General features: G+C 41.8%; 11 protein-coding genes. 9 read left to right on the forward strand and 2 right to left on the reverse strand.

Features of this window, described 5'->3' with window-relative positions:
• Positions 1–8 precede the first annotated feature (8 nt).
• From J4861_RS05085 to J4861_RS05095, 3 genes are all read left to right on the forward strand, one after another.
• The gene (locus J4861_RS05085) at positions 9–1646 is read left to right on the forward strand and encodes a dipeptidase (protein ID WP_211816065.1); all 1638 of its coding nucleotides are present in this window, start codon (positions 9–11) and stop codon (positions 1644–1646) included.
• A gap of 132 nt (positions 1647–1778) precedes the next feature.
• The gene (locus tag J4861_RS05090; RefSeq protein WP_249110743.1) at positions 1779–2657 is read left to right on the forward strand and encodes a GLPGLI family protein; all 879 of its coding nucleotides are present in this window, start codon (positions 1779–1781) and stop codon (positions 2655–2657) included.
• Complete coding sequence (locus tag J4861_RS05095; RefSeq protein WP_211816067.1) at positions 2658–5396, forward strand: TonB-dependent receptor; 2739 nt, start codon at positions 2658–2660, stop codon at positions 5394–5396. It abuts the gene before it with no gap.
• Positions 5397–5967: 571 nt separating this feature from the next.
• On the opposite strand, the gene J4861_RS05100 is transcribed toward J4861_RS05095, so the two are convergent.
• Positions 5968–8130, reverse strand: a complete 2163-nt coding sequence (locus J4861_RS05100) for an elongation factor G (protein ID WP_211816069.1) — start codon at positions 8128–8130, stop codon at positions 5968–5970.
• 204 nt (positions 8131–8334) lie between these two features.
• On the opposite strand from J4861_RS05100, the gene hemW reads away from it, so the two are divergent.
• Together hemW and J4861_RS05110 are read left to right on the forward strand one after the other, a co-directional pair.
• Positions 8335–9582, forward strand: a complete 1248-nt coding sequence (gene hemW / locus J4861_RS05105; protein WP_211816070.1) for a radical SAM family heme chaperone HemW — start codon at positions 8335–8337, stop codon at positions 9580–9582.
• 56 nt (positions 9583–9638) lie between these two features.
• Positions 9639–9965, forward strand: a complete 327-nt coding sequence (locus J4861_RS05110; protein ID WP_211816072.1) for a Fis family transcriptional regulator — start codon at positions 9639–9641, stop codon at positions 9963–9965.
• Between the two features lie 659 nt (positions 9966–10624).
• Here the strand turns inward: J4861_RS05110 and J4861_RS05115 are convergent.
• Positions 10625–11845, reverse strand: a complete 1221-nt coding sequence (locus J4861_RS05115; RefSeq protein ID WP_211816074.1) for a uracil-xanthine permease family protein — start codon at positions 11843–11845, stop codon at positions 10625–10627.
• Between the two features lie 345 nt (positions 11846–12190).
• On the opposite strand from J4861_RS05115, the gene J4861_RS05120 reads away from it, so the two are divergent.
• The 4 genes from J4861_RS05120 to J4861_RS05135 all read left to right on the forward strand — a co-directional run bounded on the left by J4861_RS05120 (position 12191) and on the right by J4861_RS05135 (position 20419).
• Positions 12191–14071: an IS1634 family transposase gene (locus tag J4861_RS05120; protein WP_211816076.1), complete on the forward strand. Its 1881-nt coding sequence runs from the start codon at positions 12191–12193 to the stop codon at positions 14069–14071.
• A gap of 84 nt (positions 14072–14155) precedes the next feature.
• Positions 14156–15460, forward strand: a complete 1305-nt coding sequence (locus J4861_RS05125; protein ID WP_211816078.1) for a serpin family protein — start codon at positions 14156–14158, stop codon at positions 15458–15460.
• Positions 15461–16240: 780 nt separating this feature from the next.
• Positions 16241–18241, forward strand: a complete 2001-nt coding sequence (locus tag J4861_RS05130) for an ABC-F family ATP-binding cassette domain-containing protein (protein ID WP_211816079.1) — start codon at positions 16241–16243, stop codon at positions 18239–18241.
• A gap of 144 nt (positions 18242–18385) precedes the next feature.
• Positions 18386–20419 carry a M13 family metallopeptidase gene (locus tag J4861_RS05135; RefSeq protein ID WP_211816080.1) on the forward strand — a complete coding sequence of 678 codons (2034 nt, stop codon included), beginning with the start codon at positions 18386–18388 and terminating at the stop codon, positions 20417–20419.
• Positions 20420–20423 lie beyond the last annotated feature (4 nt).

Here is a 20423-nt window from a genome sequence, read left to right on the forward strand (position 1 = left end):
TGTAGAGTATGAAGAAATCATTTGCAACACTATTCTTCCTTACAATGATTACGTATGCTAATGCGTGTACAAACCTCATTGCTACAAAGGGAGCAACAACAGACGGTTCTGTCTTTGTTACTTACACCGCTGATGATTACGGCATGTTTACTAACCTATGTCATTACCCAGCAGGCACACACGCAAAAGGTGACCGCCGTGAGATTATTGACTATGACACTCACGAGAGCCATGGTTTTATTCCAGAGGCTCCTGTAACATACAATGTCATTGGAAATATCAATGAGTATCAGGTAAGTATTGGTGAAACAACCTATGGTGGCCGTGAAGAAATGGTTGACAAGAGTGGTATTATCGATTATGGTTCATTGATGTATCTTGGCTTGCAACGTAGTAAGACTGCACGCGAGGCTATCAAAGTTATGACCTCACTCGTTGAGACTTATGGTTATAACTCTGGTGGTGAGACATTCACTATTGCTGACCCTAACGAGGTATGGTTGCTCGAGATGCAGGGTTGTGGTGGCGACAAGAAGCAGAAGGTTGTGTGGGTTGCTGTACGCATCCCTGATGGTATGATTTCTGCCCATGCAAACCAGAGCCGCATCGGTCAATTCTCAACTTACAATACAGAGGTCATCACTTCTAAAAACTGCATCAGTTTTGCACGTTCAAAAGGCTGGTTCACTGGCAAAGATAAGGACTTCAACTGGAAGATGACCTATGCAGCACCTGACTTCGGTGGCCGTCGTTGGTGCGATGCTCGTGTATGGAGCTATCTAAATCATTTCAAAGACATGTCACGTTGGTTGCCATGGGCGTTGGGTAAAGACCCTAACGCAGAGGATATGCCACTTTGGATTGCACCTGACAAGAAGGTCGACTTACCTAAGATGGAAGCTTGTATGCGCGACCACTATGAGGGCACTCCTCTGTCACTCGATAAGGACATAGCACAGGGTATATGGGATTCTCCTTACCGCCCTACCCCATTAAAGTTTGAGGTAGATGGCAAGCAGTACTTCAACGAACGCCCTATCTCAACCCAGCAGACAGGTTTCTCTTACATTGCACAGCTCCGTTCATGGTTGCCACGCGAGATTGGTGGTATCCTTTGGTTCGGTAACGATGATGGTAATATGGTTGCTTATGTACCAATCTATTGCAGCAATACAGAGCGTGCAGAGTGCTTCAACACACCAGGAGCTGATGCAGTAACCTTCTCTGATAAGAATGCTTTCTGGGTATGCAACTGGGTTAGCAACATGGTTTACCCTCGCTACTCTCAGCTCTTCCCTGCATTGAAAGAGGTGCGCGACTCACTTGACAACGCATTCCTCGCAGCACAAAAGGGTGTGGAGGCGAAGGCAGAAGCACTCTATGCCACCGACAAGGCAGCTGCTGTGAAGTATCTCAACGACTACTCTGTTCAGAAGAGCAACGAAATGATTACACGTTGGCGCCAGCTGGCTATTCATCTGATTGTGAAGTTCAACGATATGGCTATCAAGCCTGAGAAGGATGGCAAGTTCCTCCGCACTTCAACAGGTCTTGGAGAGCGTGTTCAGCGTCCAGGTTACAGCGACTACTTTAAGCGTGAGCTGGTAAAACAGACTGGTGACAAGTATGCTATACCTAACAAGTAAACATCAAAAAGAAGCAAGTTTAGCTGGTAAATAAAGTTTATCAGCTAAACTTCATCAATAATATCTACTAAACTGTATTAACAAATGACTAACACACTGAACTATCAATAAATACAACTAAAAAATGACTCTATGAATAGAATTATGAAAACATTTTCGATGATAACCTTAACATTGCTATTTATTTGTTTTTCATTAACATTGCATGCGCAAGAAAAGCAAGGACGTGTAATGCGCCCTAACAGTAGAGGTATAGGAAAATGTTCAGTGATTGGGCAAGCTCAAATTAAAGTTATATATGCTCTAAATGCTAATGATATTAACGATGAACATACTTATTTAGACTCTCAAGTGCTTCTAATAGGAAAAGGTTTGAGTAAGCTTTATAGCCGTTTCTTAGAACTAAACGATTCCATACGTGATGATTTCATTAAGCAAAATCCAAATGCGAATAGTATGCCGAGAATATTCTTTTCTGGTGGAAGGAACAGTCAGTATTGGAGCGAGTATCAATTTACTGACATTTACTCTGCTAATGGTATATACACTTGCTATGCTACGATGCCATGGGCTATGGAACGCTATAATGCTTTCTATACTGAGCCGATGTATCAACAACATTGGACGCTTTCTGATGAGCAGCTATCAATACTGGGGTATGATTGCCAAAAAGCAACTTGCCAATGGAGAGGTAGAACTTTTGAAGCATGGTTTACTACCAAAATTCCTACACGCCTCGGACCATGGATATTTGGTGGGCTACCTGGACTAATATTAAAGATATATGATAAAGATCATCTCTATACATGGGAAGCTGTTGAGATAAAATCTGGCAATTTCCCAATTATCAAAAGCGAATATAAAGGATTTGTTAAGGATACACGTGAACATATTTATAAATTACAAGTAGCCGCAAATCGAGATCACCTTAGGACTGCAGGAGCTCGCGACTATCAAACGGGACAATTAAAATCAAAGCCACACCCTTACGAGCCATTAGAAAAAGAATAGATGAAAACTACAACCATATTCAGTCTACTGATTATCTTTTGCTTAAGGATACAAGCTCAAACAGTCATTGAAGGCAGTGTGTTAGATGCACAGGGCAAGTCAGGAGATGCCATTGTAACTGTAACAGCAAAAGGGTATAGTAGCGTACTGGCATTTGCTGAGACAGATAATAAGGGTGACTATCGTTTGGAGGTAAATTCACAATCTGATAGTTTAACAATTACCGCAGCAGGTATGTCTATAGGGCAACAAGTTAAAGTTGTTGCTAACCGTTCACAACGGTTAAACTTTCGAGTCAAAGAAAAGGTACTACAACTTAAGGAAGTTGAAGTTCATGCCAAGAAAATACGACAAAACGGTGATACTCTTAACTATTCTGTTGGCGCATATCAACAGCAAGGCGACCGCACTATAGGCGATGTTTTAAAACGTATGCCTGGTATAGAAGTGTCAGATAATGGTAGTATAAAATTCAATGGGAAAAGTATCTCAAAGTTTTATGTTGAAGACATGGATTTGTTGCAAGGTCGCTATGGTCTTGCAACAGGAAATATCAATGCACAAGATGTTGGCTCAGTTCAAGTGCTCGAGAACCATCAACCAGTGAAAGCCCTACAGAGACGAACACCAACCGATGATGTTGCTATAAATCTGAAATTAAAAAATGCTGCTAAAGGTACAGTAGCAGTAAACACAATGCTCGGTGGTGGTGGTCAACAATCTGGTGGATGGGGATTCGGAATGCGTTCCCTATCTGATGGACAAAACCCTATTGGCAGAAATCCATTATGGACGGCAGAGGTTGTAGGTATGTACTTTGCAAAACGTAGGCAAAATATAACACTCTATAAAGGAAACAATATAGGTGATGATGTTTCCCAAGAATTAACTTCACATTATTCTGGTATCAATGATGTGGGGCTTGTTGCTTTCGCTCCACTGGGAGTTGTTACGCCATCTGGCAGTGGATTACCGCAGAAACGAACTTTTGACAATCAGTCACACATTGTATCAATGAACCACTTGGAGAAAATAGGTAAACAATCAGAACTAACTTTAAATATGTCGTATCTCCATACATCTATACGACAAGAAGGTATCTCAGAAGCCGACCGATTTTATAGTTCTAATCAACGACTATTGAGCAGCGAGTCGCTTATACTTGTGACACACATGAATAATCTTAGTACAAACTTAAGATACAATCGCAATGGTAAAAATGGTTTTATAGCCAATGTACTGAAGTTAGATGAAGAATGGAATAATGATAACGTACAAAGCCAACTCACCTCTAATCTAACAGGATCTGTCCCCATCAACTATGGAAACAATCGAGTTTATCAACATTTCCATCGTCCTTCGTTAACAGTAAGTAATACTATGAATCTGATCCAGAATTATGGTAAACGTACACTTGATTTGCATTTCTCTGTTGGTTATGCTCAGCGCCCTAACACATTGATAGTTAATGTGGATTCTCTTTTACCACAAACATCAGTCCATTATAATCAAGAATTGAAGTCACGCAACATAGCTGGTGACTTCCACACTAACTTTACCTTTCACTTAGGATTGTTCTCTATAGACTATGGGGTTTTAGCTAATGCCAATTTGCATGGCATAAAGACAGATTTAAGCGGCTTTACTAATTTGACGGCAAATGGTAGTCAAAATCACACATCACAATCGGTATTGAATGATTTATGGTACAACATTTATGAATTATCGCTAAATCAACAATACAAATTCGAGCAGGCAGGTTGGCGTCTCTCCCTTACCTGCCCTCTAAACTTATACACACAAACTCTTGATGACCGCATCACTAAAAACAAGAATAAATATACCCGTTTGCTTGTAACACCATCGTTTACTGTAAACTATGAGTGGCGTGATTGGAGTGGTAACATTAATGCAACATACTATAAGAATGTCGGAGATCCTGGAAGTATCTATAGTGGCTATATAATGAACAACTACCGAACATTTCAACGGTCGTATGTTGAACATTTGTCAGAAACAAGTTGCTTCACAACGAGTGCATCAGTTGGGTATCGCAGTGCTCTTACAGCAACCTTTTTCCGTATAAATGGTAACTATGGACACACTCGTGACAACCAAATTTATGGTTATGAATATCGAGGTGCAACCAGTGTTGTACATGCCATTGATAAAAAAACATATACAGATAATTATGCTTTCGGCTTTGATGGCAGCAAAGGTTTTGATTGGTTACAATCAACCATTCGTGCTTTTGGTGGCTATAGTTATAGTAAGAGTGAGCGCCTCATTGCTCAGAATCTTTACCCTTTCCATTCTCGAACAATCAGTATTGGGGGCGGTGGTACTATCACTCCTCTTACATGGCTTAATATTGTTTTCACAAGCGGATATGCATGGAATGTGTCATCCATTGATGCTATAAATGATAATTCTTCACAGACTGTTCGAACAGCAACTCAGCGTATCAAGTTTAATGTCTTTGTCACTAAGCAATTTACGTTTACGACTACAATAGAAGGTAATTACAATAATTTGACCGAAAAGAACAGACACACATGGTTTGGAGATATGTTGTTTAAATACAAATTGAAACATATTGAATTAGACTTGCAAGCTAATAATCTTTTCAATCAGCGTCAGTACACAAGGGTTAACTATAGTGGTCTTGATATATATTCATCTACTTCACAATTGAGACCTCTTAACATAGTAGGAACTATACGGTTTGGGGTGTTATAGAAAGGGTGTGAACAACTTGTGTTATTCTTAATAAAAATATATATTTGCAATAAAATAAACATCAGATTAATGGAACTAATACAAAGCTTATCTTTTATAATAGCACTCATTCTCATGCCGTTTTTATGCAGGAAACAGCCGTTTCCTATTAAAGTGATCTATATCATCTGCATGACCTTGCTAACTCCGATATTCGGATATCCAGCCTATCGGTACATTATAACTCACTAAAAGAAACTTCTTTCTTTTATAGCAGTCTGTTTCTATATAAGGTAAAGCACTGCTGTTTGGTGAACCTTAGCAACTCTTTTGTATCGTATTTAGTATGCGCACATGTGGTGCTAAGGCTTAGCACACTATGTGCGGAGCATCAACACGAAATGTGCGGAGGCTTAACACGATAGCTAAAAATGAGAGGAGAGAGTCGTCTTTGTAACAACTACGAACCTATAAACACATATTCATTATTCAATACTGACATACTAATAAACAGAAAAGAGGTTGATTCTAATACTACATTGCGTAGCCTTCGAATCAACCTCTTTAATTATATTAGTCTAAAACAGGAGGACTATTCTTCCTCATCCTTTACTTCTGCCTCATGCTCAGCAATTAACTTCTGCTGGATATCATTTGGAACAAGCTCGTAACTTGCGAACTTTGTTGTGAAACTTGCACGACCACCAGTGAGAGAACTCAGTGAAATACTATAGTTAGCAAGTTCTTTCAAAGGAATCTTTGCTTGTAACTTCTGATAACCTGCCTCAGAGTCCATACCCATAATCATGGCACGACGTCCCTGTAAATCGCTCATTACGTCACCCATATAGTCACCAGGAACATACACCTCTAAGTCATAGATTGGCTCGAGAATCTTTGGACCTGCAGCCTTGAAAGCGTCTGAGAACGCATGACGAGCAGCCAAAGTGAATGACAGTTCATTAGAGTCAACTGGGTGCATCTTACCATCGAAGACTATCACACGTACATCACGTGCATAGCTACCTGTCAGTGGACCACGCTCCATACAATCCATCACACCCTTTAAGATAGCTGGCATAAAGCGAGCATCAATAGCACCACCGACAACAGAGTTGATGAACACAAGTTTACCACCCCAAGGGAGGTCGCGCTCTTCACGTCCCTTGATATTCATCTTAAACTCCTGTCCGTTGAACTTATAGGTTGTTGGATCAGGCATGCCCTCTGCGTATGGCTCAACAATCAAGTGCACCTCACCAAACTGACCTGCACCACCACTCTGCTTCTTATGACGGTACTCAGCCTTTGACTGCTTGGTAATTGTCTCACGATATGGAATCTTTGGTTCCTTGAAAGTCACCTGAAGTTTCTCATTATTCTCCAAACGCCACTTCAAAGTACGTAGGTGGAACTCGCCCTGTCCATGGACGATAGTCTGCTTCAACTCCTTACTCTGCTCAACAACCCATGTTGGATCTTCCTGACGCATCTTCAATAAAGCAGCCATGAGCTTCTCAGTTTCCTGTGAACTCTTAGCTTCAACGGCACGAGAGTATTTAGAGTTAGGATATTTAATGAAATCGAAACGCTGGTCAAGTCCCTTACCATTCAAGGTATTACTGGTCTTAACGTCCTTCAGCTTCACGGTACAACCTAAGTCACCAGCATTCAACTGATCAACTGGAATACGGTTAGCACCTGCACAAGCGTATAGCTGTCCCATACGTTCCTTTGAACCACGGTCAGAGTTAGTCAAATCGTCACCCGACTTCACACAACCACTCATCACCTTGAAATAGCTTACTTCACCGATATGTGGTTCCATACCCGTCTTGAAGAAGTAGAGAGACTCTGGACCATTGCTATCAGGAGTAACCTCCTCACCACGTGTATTATGAATCTTAGGCATCTCGTCAACGAAAGGAACAACATTACCTAAGAACTCCATCAGACGACGAACACCCATGCTCTTACCTGCACATACGCAGAAAACAGGGAAGATAGAACGCGTTACGAGACCCTTACGGATACCTGTACGCAACTCATCTTCTGTCAGTGTTTCCTCTTCAAAGAACTTCTCCATCAAGCCCTCATCATTCTCAGCAGCAGCCTCAACGAGTGCTTTATGTAGTTCCATTGCCTTTGGCATCTGGTCAGCAGGAATATCCTCAATGATAGGTTCGCCACCTTCAGGCTTCCAGCTGTATTTCTTCATCAACAGAACATCAATCAAACTATTAAAGCCAGAACCTGTTTCGATAGGATACTGTACAGGAACACACTTTGAACCATAAATCTCCTGCATGGTGGAAATAAGGTTATCAAAGTCGCACTTGTCTGAATCCAACTGGTTAATAAGGAAGATAACAGGCTTCTTGAGCTTCTCGGTATAACGGAAATTGTTCTGTGTTCCTACCTCTGGTCCATACTGACCATTGATAAGAATAACAGCCTCATCGGTTACATTGAGGGCAGTAATAGCACCACCAACGAAGTCATCACTACCCGGACAGTCGATGATATTCAGCTTCTTATTATTCCACTCAACATGGAATACCGTTGGGAACACTGAATAGCCATACTCCTGTTCAACAGGGAAATAATCGCTAACAGTATTCTTAGCTTCTACTGAACCGCGTCGCTTAATGACACCAGCTTCGAACAACATACTTTCGGCAAGAGTCGTCTTGCCGCTACCGGCACTGCCAACCAAGGCAATGTTCTTAATCTCGTTTGTCTGATATACTCTCATATCTGATAGATTTAAGCTGTTAGTAATAATTTATTTCGTCTCAAGGGACAAGCCGTAGCTCATCATTTCTGCGGTCTAAGTTATACATTTTCATCGAAAGCACCAAAGTTTCTTGCGAAAAAAACAAATTCTTTTAAAACTTATTAGTACATTTGCATTAGTTCTTGTAAGGCATACATTAATATATACGTATATACACTTATCATGTTAGGATTATACATTCACATTCCTTTCTGCGCCAGTCGCTGCATTTATTGTGGCTTCTATTCTACTGTGCCAGCCAAGAAGAAGGACGAAAGGCTTTCTATGGAAGAACGCTATGTGAATGCTATCTGCCATGAGATAAAACTGCGTGCGGAGAAGAACAGCGAAAACTCTGGTGAAAGAACAGGAGGTTTATCAACTATCTATTTGGGTGGTGGCACTCCTTCACAGCTTTCTTTTGAGAGCCTACAAAAGATATTCCAGACGATAAACAAGGTGTATCACATTGGTTTAGAATGGGATACAGAGAGCAACACTTGTACCACAGCGACTCCTATCGAAATCACAATGGAGTGTAACCCCGATGATATAACGGAGGAGTTTGCACAGAACTTACGTTCCCTTCCTATCAATCGTATCTCTATGGGAGCGCAGACTTTCTCTGATGAACGCCTACGTTTCCTACATCGTAGACATACAGCTGACGAGGTAGAAACGGCTGTAAAGCGTCTAAGAAATGTAAACATCAAGAACATATCGGTAGACCTTATGTTTGGCTTTCCCAATGAGACACTTGAAGAATGGAAAGAAGACATTGAGCGACTGCTTGCTTTAGACATTGAACATATCTCTGCATATAGTCTTATGTATGAAGAAGGGACTCCCCTCTATCGACTTCTTCAAGCGGGAAAGGTCAAGGATATGGACGATGAACTTTATCGTCAGATGTACGATACTCTCATCGACCGCTTAGCCGAAGCTGGTTATGAACAATATGAGATTAGTAACTTTGCCAAACTTAAAGTTCAAACCTCAAAGTTCAATGTTCAAAGTTCAAAGTTCAAAGTTCAAAGTCCCTACCGTTCTCAACACAATAGTTCGTATTGGCACAATGTCCCTTATATAGGCATCGGAGCCTCTGCCCATTCCTACAGCAATGGCAAGAGGAGTTGGAATATAGCAGATACCAAGGCTTATATCGCTGCTATTGAGGAAGACAGACTCCCTTGCGAGGAGGAGATAATTGATGCAGATACACATTACAATGACATGATTATGACCGCCCTCCGCACATGTGAAGGAATAGATCTCTCAAGGCTCTCTGCTGAATACTATACTTATCTCATGCGCCTTGCCGAGCCCTTACAACAACAAGGTTTGTTGAAAGAGGACAATGGTTGGCTCCATCTCACCCGTGACGGCATCTATGTTAGCGACTCCGTTATGAGTGATTTAATGAAAGTATAAGTATATCACCACAATTCATCACCACCCATCACCCAACACCCAACACCCACAACCCCATGACCAACGAAGAATTTGAAAAGAAATGGGCAGAGAATCGCAAAGAGGTTCTTGCCAACAACGAAGAGTATCAGCGTATTGCCCAGAGCTATAAAGGTTCGGGCTGGATTGATTATGTCATCTTAATAGCAGGTTTTGTCATCTGCGAGAACTATACCAAGACCATTGTCAACAGTATTGTACTCCAATATCTCCTTGCCCTTGTTGGCATGATCCTGATATGGTTGGGCTATCGCCTTATCAAGAGTCTCTTCAACAGCAAGCAAACCTTAGGAGAACTCGAAGAAAAGATAAAGCAACAATACAAAGATTCTATTAGAGATTAATCCACATACATGGTATGATTACCTCCAATAAGGTGGTTTTATAAAGGGGAATAAACTACATGACAAATGTAATTAGGTGCAACGTCTATCTGTCTTTTACAAACAGTTTATTCCCATACAATTGATTTATTTGTAAACTATTTTCGTACAGCTCAAAACCAATACATGCTCTCTTGGCTTCTTAAAGACGCCCAATTGACTTGCAAAAGATGCCCTTTAAGACCCTTACTAACGCCCTTTTGAAGTCCAATTAAGCACCTTTTATTTTACTATTTTATAACCAATTGATTTTCTGTTGGTTATAAACCAACTTCGTACATGTATTTTTACCGTTAGTTATAGATGTTTTCCTCGGAATTATGTAATGATTTTTCAAAACCCATCTGCATATTTTCGAAGTCTAAAAAGAGATAATTTTCAATGTCAGAGGATGATAATAGGATAGAATGTCGACTATCTTAGCCAAGTTTTTGTTTAGTGAGTAACTTTGATTCTTCCGTTAAAGTGATACGAAAAGCGTCCACACATTTAACGGAAGAACCATGAATATGACTTATAGATTATGAATTCTGAATTATAATGGTAATCATAATAATGAATTCTGAATTATAAATTATAAATTATAGTAGTAATCATAATTATGAATTTTGAATTCTGAATTATGAATTCTCCTCGTTCTTCTTCTCCTTTGCAGGTGGCAATATAAGGTTCAAGATAACGCCCACCATAGCAGAAAGTCCAATACCACTAATAGAGAAGCTACCCTTCTGCAGCACAGCACCACCAATACCCATCGTCAGTGTAATAGATATAATAATGATATTACGTGTACGATTAAGGTCAACCTTATGCTGAACAAGGTTCTGAACACCTACAGAAGCAATCGTACCAAAGAGCAATAGCATGATACCTCCTAAGACTGCAGAAGGAATACTCTGCAGAAGCGCACTCAATTTTCCGATTACCGAGAAGACAATAGCTGTTGCAGCAGCAATACGGATTACCTGAGGATGAGTCACCTTTGTAATGCTCATCGCACCAGTTACCTCACTATAAGTTGTCACTGGAGGACCGCCAAAGAAGCAAGCAGCCAAACAAGCCAAGCCATCACCTAACATTGTACGATGCAAACCTGGTGACTTCGTAAAGTCTTTCTCCGCCACAGCACTTACCACATACACATCACCGACATGCTCAATCACAGGAGCTATCGCCACAGGAATCATATAAAGGAATGGTTCCCATGCAAACTGTGGCAACTGGAAATGCGCTAATGCAGGTGGAAGAGCGAACCAAGGCGCTGCCTCTACACCTGAGAAGTTGACAACACCCATTAGGGCAGCTACGCTATAGCCCACAGCAATACCGCAAATTACAGGTACTAACTTCATCAAGCCACGACCCATAGAGAGGACTGTCACAGCCGTTCCCAATGAGATAAAGGCTATAAGCCAGTTTGTTTTCGCCATGTCTACCGCTGCCTTTGACAGAGAAAGACCAATCAAAATGATTACCGGACCGATAACAACTGGTGGGAAAAGCTTATCCAATAGTTTCTTTCCTTGCCACTTAATCAGTGCTGACATCACAAAGTAAACAAGTGCAACACCTGCTATTCCTACCAACGTTCCAGGCATACCCCACTGCTTTGATGCAGAGATAATTGGAGTAATGAAGGCAAAGGAAGAGCCCAAAAAAATAGGAACCTTACCTTTCGTAACCAAATGAAAGATAAATGTTCCTAAACCTGCTGTGAATAACGCTGTTGCTGGGTCAAGTCCCACGAGCAAAGGGACGAGAACAGTAGCACCGAAAGCAACAAAGAGGAATTGCACTCCCACTATTGTCTTTCGCATCGGCGATAGTTGTAAATTACTCATGTATAGAATGATTTTTATTGGTATTTGTCAGAGATGTATTGCTACGCATTCAATTTGCAAAATTATAAAAAATGTATGTCATTGTGGTTGAAATAAGAGAAAAAATGACTTTTAAGTAGAAAAAGAGTTCCTTTATGTATGATAACGCAATTCTTTTTGTATCTTTGAGTCATCTTTTCTAACCCAAGTTTAACCGGCAAAATTATTTTTCATAAATTTTCGGGATGTTTTGTGTAGTATCAATTTGATAAATGGTTGATAATCAAGTATAGGGTATTGTAACGAGGAGTAAAATCTGATTTGTAGGACACAGTCATATCAAAATTATTTTGTTACTTTGCACTCATGCACGCAAATGTACAGACACGATTCAACCCTGCCACAGGGGACATGGCTCCTTATTATCGCATCAAGGAGTCATATCGTGATGTGCAGGGTCATGTACATTCGCTAATTCTTTTGAACATCGGGTTCGAACCTTCACTTACTGCTGTACAGGTTCGAAAAATTGCATACGCTCTTACCGAACGCTTCAAAAACAGAAGTACACCCTCGCTTTTCAAAGAATACCTTGACGGTCTTACTCCTATTGAACAGGCAAAGGCTGACGAATGGTGGAGCCGTATGGAGAAAGAAGGTGGAATCGATCGGTTTAATAAGGAAGAGCAGAGGTCGCTGAGAAAATATGAGAACTACATAGACCTTGAGACGGCAAACTATACTGACGCAAGGAATGTTGGTGCTGAGTGGCTCTGCAAGCAGACAATAGACAAGCTGCAATTAGAGGGTTTCCTGCGCAAAAACGGCTGGACGGAAAATGCAATACACACGGCTTTGTCAGCATTGATTGTTCGCACGGTATATGCTGTTTCTGAACGTTCATCTTATTATTATTTGCGCGATAACTCGGCTGCCGCTGAACTTTATAGTGGAGTTCCTGGCTGGACACCAGGGATCAATTCTCTGTATAAAATCACTGACAAGTTATATGAACTAAAGGAACAGTTAGAGCGTCATTTGTGCAGCGTTACTGACAATCTCTTTAATATAGACAACAAGCTGATGCTCTTCGACTTAACCAACTTCTATTTCGAGGGTAGCAAGCGTAATAGCGATAAAGCCAAGTTCGGTCGTTCAAAAGAAAAACGCTCTGACTGTAAGCTACTTGTACTTGCATTATGTATCAATAAAGAAGGTTTTATACGTTATTCTTCTATCTTAGAGGGTAATACAGCAGATCCCAAGTCTCTACCCAATATGATTGATACGTTAGCAAAGAGGAATCCATCACGAAGCAAGGATACGCTCGTTGTCATGGATGCAGGTGTTGCCACGGAAGAGAACTTGGAGCTAATAAAGAAAAAGGGTTACAATTATCTCTGCGTATCCCGTACGAAAATGAAAGACTATACGCTCAGTGATGATAACAAGAGCGTTACAGTAATGGATGCCCGTCGGCAGAAGATAACGCTGAAAGAGATTAAGACAGAAGATGATAAGGATTATTATCTCGAAATAACATCTCCTTCGAAAGCTATGACAGAGTCGTCCATGAACAGGGTCTGGAGAGAGCGTTTTGAGATGGAACTGCAGAGGATAAACGAAGGAATCTCCAAGAAAGGTGGAACAAAAACCTATGAAAAGGTTGTTGAATGTACAGGACGTGCCATACAGAAGTACCTTTCTATAGTGAAGTTCTACCAGATAAGCTACATAAAAAACGAGAAGAAACCCAAGCAGATGCTACGTGTAGACTGGGAGATAAAAGACCTCTCGGCAATGGAATCTGGGCATGGAGTCTATTTCCTCCGCAGCAATGTCAGAACACTTTCTGAGCGTGTAACATGGGAATACTACAATCTCATTCGTGAGATAGAATGTACGAACAAACAACTAAAGAATGATCTCAACCTCCGTCCTATCTATCATCAGAAAGATGAGCGAAGCGACGCACACCTCTTCTTCGGTTTATTAGCCTACTGGGTGGTAAACACCATCCGTTGTCAATTAAAACGAGAAGGAGAATCCTGTTACTGGACCGAGATAGTACGACGTATGAGCACTCAAAAGCTCGTCACCACAAAAGGGAAGAATCCATTAGGTGAAACCATCGAGATGCGCCAATGTAGTAGTCCTTCGAAGCAAGCAAAACAGATATACGATAAGTTGAACTTAAAACACTCACCATTCAAAAAGAATAAAATTTGTAGGACACAGAGCCCATAAGAAAAACGAGGAAAGTACGGTAACAGTAACAATTAGGCGAAGGTGGGTGTTAAACTTGGGCTAAATCTAAACAGACAAATCGCTATGACAAGAAAACTTCTATATGTCCCTATCCTACTTTTATTAGTTTGTTGCACACAATCTAAAAAAGCTCTACATATACTTGAAAATACAGCTAAGGAGGCTACAAAAAGTTCACAGCTGACACTTGAAGAAGCTGCTAAAAAAGCCAAAACAGATTATGTTCTGTCTGAAAAGGAGACAAAGTTCGTCTCAAGTTCAAACACGTTCAGTCTGAAATTGTTCCAACTATTAGCCAACAAGAACAGTAAGGAGAGTATAGTTTTATCGCCCATGGCTGTCGTTTATTCATTGGACATGATTAACAACGGTGCAAACGGAAAGACACAAGAGGTCATTTCGAAAGCACTTGGCTATACGGCTAATGACCTTGATGCCATTAACTCACTTAACAGAACAATGCTGATTGGTCAGAGAAAGGAGGAGACGAACGTAAACAATGAGTCGATGGGATATATGATTACTGCCAACTTCCTAATGCTACACGAGCAAACAAAGGTATTACCCGATTTTCAAGAAGCATTAGAACACTATTATTTTACCAATATTATCGACTCTGCCAACACTCCGAAGGGCAAAGAAAGTGCTAACAAACTTTGTAAAACAATCACCAAAGGTGAGATTCAATCCTTACCTATCAACCTTACAGGACCTCGTGCCGCACAGCTTATCAATGCCGTTACGCTTAAGACGGCTTGGTCGTTACCGTTCGATAAAGATATTACAAAGCCTATGCCTTTCTTCACTGAGGATGGTAAAAGCAAGCAGGTCAATATGATGAGAAACTATGATACGATGCAAAAGTATCAAGGTTATACCACAAAGGATTATCAAGTGCTGCGTATGCCTTTAGAAAACGGTTTTAGCTTTTATGCTGTCCTACCTCTAAAGAAGAATAACTTGCAGGATGTCATTCGCAAGTTAACAATCAAAGAATTGCATAAAATCTCTCAAAACACCAAAGCGTATGACTATGTAAACGTACTGTTTCCACGCTTTACCATCTCTGCGAATATTCCTATGAAACAGCTTTATGGTGAGATGGGCTTAGGTAATCTATTCTCTCGCGAAGCCGATTTCGGTAAAATGAGTGCTCAACCACTTGCTGTTGACGATGTTTTCCAGCAGATAAACATGAATGTTAACGAGGAAGGAATCAGTGCAAAAGCCATTCAAGTGATGCTATTCGCCAAATTATCAGCTATGGATAGTTCATCTACGTTCACCTTCAAGGCTGACCATCCTTTCCTTTATTACATCCTTGATAAGTATAACAACATCTGTTTTATTGGGAAATATATGGGTTAAGGATTCTCCCATTAAATACGTAGTTTGAAAATAGAAGCAAGGCTTACTCTTGCATGGTATGACTACGCACAAATTAGATGGTCGTAAAAGGGGGGATAAACTACAAGGTGAAATGCAATTAGCCACGATGTCTATCCACCTTCTACCAACAACTTATCCCCACATTACGCTATTTGTAAACTCTTTTCATACACCACGACACCAACACATGCTCTTTTGGCATCTTAAAGACGCCTAATTGACTTGCTAAAGGTGCCCTTTTGAAGTCTTACTAACGCCCTTTTGAAGTCCAATTAAGCATCTTTTCCAACGCTACTTTATAACTTACTGACTCTCTGTAGGTTACAAACCTGCTTTTTACACATATTTTTACCGCTATTTATAGAGGTTTTATTCAAAATTATGTAATGTTTTTTCAAAGCCTTGTCCGAATTTTGAAGTATTAAATTATTTGTCTTCATGAAAACAACTTGGCAATGATAACATTCTTGAGAAATAATATTGCTGATAATTACACAACTTCATTGCTTCTTTGTGTTATTTTTACTAACTTTGTGCATTACATATAATGCAGAGAAAACTTAGGTTTAAACCGACATTAGTCATTAGAACCTATACATATTGTGGTCTGACGAGCGATTTGGCTTAAATAAGCCAAAGATATGGTTTGTAAGGAGTTTAAAACAGTTCTTGATTCTTTGATATAAGGCTGTTTAGGAACTTTCTTATTCAAAAATAAAATATTATCTTTGCAAAGAACATTTAGGAAAGAAAAAGAAAATGATATCAATAGACGGACTAACGGTGGAATTCGGTGTGAAGCCATTGTTTAAGGATGTTTCATTCGTCATCAATGAACGAGACAGGATAGCCTTGGTGGGAAAGAACGGTGCGGGAAAGTCAACGATGCTGAAGATTCTCTGTGGGATGCAGAAGCCTACGAGCGGAGTTGTGTCTGTACCGAACGATACGACAATCGGTTATCTCCCACAGGTGATGAAGCTTTCTGACGATACGACCGTGAAGGAAGAGACGCGTAAGGCTTTCGCTGACAAGACGAAGATTGAAGAGAGACTCAAGAAGATGGAGCAGGAAATGGCTGAGCGAACTGACTATGAGAGTGAGGGATACGCAGAGTTAGTGGAACGCTTTACAACTGAGCATGAACGATACATGATGATGGGAGGAGAGAATTATGAGGCTGAGATAGAGCGTACGCTGACGGGTCTCGGATTCAGCCGTGATGACTTCGATCGCCCTACACGTGAGTTCTCTGGCGGATGGCGTATGCGTATCGAGCTGGCGAAGATTCTTCTCCGTCGTCCGGACGTACTCCTATTAGATGAGCCAACGAACCACCTTGACATTGAGTCAATTCAATGGTTGGAGCAATTCCTTGCCCAAAGTGCTAAGGCTGTAGTACTGGTTAGTCACGACCGAGCATTTGTTAATAATGTAACGAACCGTACGCTTGAGATAACCTGTGGCCATGTGGAAGACTATCGGGTGAAGTATGACGAGTATCTTGTCCTTAGGAAAGAACGTCGCGAACAGCAGCTTCGTGCCTATGAGAACCAACAGAAGGAGATTGCCGACACTAAGGCGTTTATCGAACGGTTCCGTTATCAGGCTACGAAAGCCGTACAGGTGCAGCAACGCATCCGTCAGTTGGAGAAGATAGTACCCATAGAAGTGGATGAGGTGGACAATTCGGCTATGCGCCTGAAGTTTCCTCCATGTCTGAGAAGTGGAGACTATCCAGTCATTGCAGAGGGCTTGGGGAAGACTTATCCAAGTAGACTGCATAGTGACGGACCGGGTCAGACGGTCTTTGAGGGTGTCGACCTTATTATTAAAAGAGGTGAGAAAGTGGCCTTCGTCGGTAAGAACGGTGAGGGAAAGTCTACCTTCGTGAAGTGTATCATGGGTGAGATACCATTTGATGGTACGCTGAAGATAGGGCATAACGTGCAAATTGGTTATTTCGCACAGAACCAGGCACAACTGTTAGACGAGAACCTTACGATCTATGAAACTATCGATAGGGTGGCTACAGGAGACATGCGTCTGAGGATAAACGACCTCCTCGGTGCGTTTATGTTTGGTGGAGAGACGTCAGAGAAGTATGTTAAAGTACTCTCAGGAGGTGAGCGTTCGCGCTTAGCGATGATTAAGCTATTGCTTGAACCAGTAAACCTTCTTATCCTTGATGAGCCTACTAACCACCTCGACATAGCCTCAAAGGAAGTGTTGAAGGAGGCCATTAAGGCCTTTGACGGTACGGCAATCATCGTGAGCCACGACCGTGAGTTCCTCGATGGACTGGTAAGTAAGGTCTATGAGTTCGGTGGTGGTAAGGTGAGAGAGCATTTAGGGGGTATCTATGATTGGTTGAGGAGCCCCCTCCAACTCCCCCGAAAGGGGGAGAGTGCAGAGAACCTCTCACTAACATCATCAAAATCTAATAATAACCAAAATGTTTCTCCCCTCCCTTCGGAGGGGTCGGGGGAGGCTTCGGGTGAGGCCCTATCCTACGCTGAACGCAAAGAGCTACAGAAGAAGATTCGTAAGGCTCAGCGTGCTGTGGACGAGTCTGAGGCTAAGATAGCAAAGTTGGAAGCACGTAAGAGCGAACTTGATGAACTCCTGATGGCTCCCGAAAATGCCTCAAATATGGAACTCGTGACGGAATATACCAACCTTCAGCGTGAACTCGATGAGGAAAACGAACGATGGATGGTGCTCTCAGAAGAGCTTGAGACTTTGAACTTTGAACTTTGAACATTGAGCTTTGAACATTGAACTTTGAACTTTGAATTTTGAACATTGAGCTTTGAACATTGAACATTGAACATTGCCTACATCGGTAATCATAATTATGAATTCTGAATTTTGAATTATGAATTAAACCAAATATTTTTTACTATGCGTATCAAAAAACTTTTACCAATGATGCTCCTTGCATCTGCTCCCTTTACCGCTATGGCACAGGGACAAGCAGGTATCAAGGCAGAGAATCTCGACAAGTCGGTGCGTCCGGCTGACGATTTCTTCACGTTTGCCACAGGTGGATGGCAGAAACTCAATCCACTTCCTGGTGCCTTCTCACGCTTCGGCTCGTTCGATCAGCTACAGGAGAACAACAACAAGCGTATCAACACAATCCTCACTGATCTGCTAAAGAAGCAGGGTAAGGAAGGGTCAACAGAAAGAAAGTTAGGCGACTTCTATAAGCTCGCTATGGACTCAGTGCGCCGTAACAAGGAAGGCGTAAGTCCTGTTAAGCCTCTGCTCAGTGAGATGGAGAATGCAAAGACTCTGTCTGACCTTCGTGCCCTTCAGCTGAAGTATGCAAGCTTCGGCTATGGTGTGCCAATGGGCTACTCTTTTGAGGCTGACGAGAAGAATGCGAAGATGAATATCCTCCTTATCTATCAGGACGGACTGAGCCTCGGACAAAAGGAGTACTATCTTGATAATGATAAGGCTACGACAGACATCCGTAATGCCTTCCGCCAGTTCATTGCTAATATGTTCCGCCTCTATGGCTTCTCTGATACACAGGCTGCGGCTAAGCGTGATGCTGTGATGCGTTATGAGACAATGTTGGCTTTGATCTCAAAGAGCCGTACGGAGTTACGTGACGTGGAGGCTAACTATAACAAGATGACACTCAGCGAGTTTAAGGAGAAGTATCCTAATATCCCACTTGAGCAGTTGGCAAACGCTGAAGGTATTAAGAGCGAGTATATCCAGACGATGGTTGTATGTCAGCCAGCCTTCCTTGCAGGTGTTGACAAACTGACATCTACAGAGACTGCTGACGAACTCCGTGCACGTATGGAATGGAACGCAATCCTTGCTTCAGCTAACTATCTGAGTGATGATGTGCGTGCGGAATACTTCAACTTCTTCAGTAAGACGATGCGTGGTACAAAGGAAGACTATCCTCGTTGGAAGCGTGCTACACAGCAGGTGGAGAAGCAGATGGGTGAGGCGCTCGGCAGAATCTACTGTGAGCGTTACTTCCCAGCCACAAGCAAGAAGCGTATGGAAGACCTCATCAAGAACCTTGAGGTGAGTCTTGCTGAACGTATCAAGGCTCAGGACTGGATGAGTGAGGCTACTAAGAAGGCTGCACTTGAGAAACTCTCTACCTTCTATGTAAAGGTGGGTTACCCTAACAAATGGAAGGACTTGAGCCAGCTTACGATTGACCCTTCAAAGTCATATTATGAAAATGTGCAGACCTGCCAGAAGTTCTGGGCAGAGGATGCTATCAAGGAGAAAGCTGGTAAGCCAGTAGACAAGGATAAGTGGCTGATGACTCCTCAGACGGTGAATGCTTATTATAACCCTACGACGAATGAAATTTGCTTCCCTGCTGGTATCCTTCAGTATCCATTCTTCGACCCTAAGGCTGATGATGCCTTTAACTATGGTGCCATCGGTGTGGTAATTGGTCATGAGATGACACATGGATTCGATGACCAGGGACGCCATTATGACAAGGATGGTAATATGACAGACTGGTGGACAGAAGAGGATGGTAAGAATTTCGAGGCACGTACGGGTAAGTATGCTGACTTCTTTAGTGCTATCAAGGTATTGCCTGACCTCAATGCAAATGGTAAACTCACATTGGGTGAGAACCTTGCTGACCACGGTGGTCTTGAGGTGGCTTTCAATGCTTTTGAGAAGACACCAGAGGCAAAGAAGGGCAAGGTCATTATGGGCTTTACTCCAGAACAGCGTTTCTTCATCGCTTATGCAGGCGTATGGGCAAACAATATCACTGAGGCTGAAATCCGCAGTCGTGTGAAGAGTGATCCTCACTCTCTTGGCGAGTGGCGTGTGAATGGCGCTCTGCCTCATATCAATGCGTGGTATAAGGCATTCGGCGTGAAGGAGGGTGATAAGCTCTTCATTCCTGAGAATGAGCGTTTGAAGCTGTGGTAAACTA

Origin of the sequence: Prevotella melaninogenica (assembly GCF_018127925.1) — a bacterium.
Classification (GTDB): Bacteria; Bacteroidota; Bacteroidia; order Bacteroidales; family Bacteroidaceae; genus Prevotella; species Prevotella melaninogenica_C.

Excerpts from the sequence above, each read along its gene's own strand:
- hemW (WP_211816070.1), top strand. The coding sequence starts at position 8,335 with ATGTTAGGATTATACATTCACATTCCTTTCTGCGCCAGTCGCTGCATT.
- J4861_RS05115 (WP_211816074.1), bottom strand. The coding sequence starts at position 11,845 with ATGAGTAATTTACAACTATCGCCGATGCGAAAGACAATAGTGGGAGTG.
- J4861_RS05135 (WP_211816080.1), top strand. The coding sequence starts at position 18,386 with ATGCGTATCAAAAAACTTTTACCAATGATGCTCCTTGCATCTGCTCCC.
- J4861_RS05125 (WP_211816078.1), top strand. The coding sequence starts at position 14,156 with ATGACAAGAAAACTTCTATATGTCCCTATCCTACTTTTATTAGTTTGT.
- J4861_RS05095 (WP_211816067.1), top strand. The coding sequence starts at position 2,658 with ATGAAAACTACAACCATATTCAGTCTACTGATTATCTTTTGCTTAAGG.
- J4861_RS05130 (WP_211816079.1), top strand. The coding sequence starts at position 16,241 with ATGATATCAATAGACGGACTAACGGTGGAATTCGGTGTGAAGCCATTG.
- J4861_RS05110 (WP_211816072.1), top strand. The coding sequence starts at position 9,639 with ATGACCAACGAAGAATTTGAAAAGAAATGGGCAGAGAATCGCAAAGAG.
- J4861_RS05120 (WP_211816076.1), top strand. The coding sequence starts at position 12,191 with ATGCACGCAAATGTACAGACACGATTCAACCCTGCCACAGGGGACATG.
- J4861_RS05100 (WP_211816069.1), bottom strand. The coding sequence starts at position 8,130 with ATGAGAGTATATCAGACAAACGAGATTAAGAACATTGCCTTGGTTGGC.
- J4861_RS05090 (WP_249110743.1), top strand. The coding sequence starts at position 1,779 with ATGAATAGAATTATGAAAACATTTTCGATGATAACCTTAACATTGCTA.
- J4861_RS05085 (WP_211816065.1), top strand. The coding sequence starts at position 9 with ATGAAGAAATCATTTGCAACACTATTCTTCCTTACAATGATTACGTAT.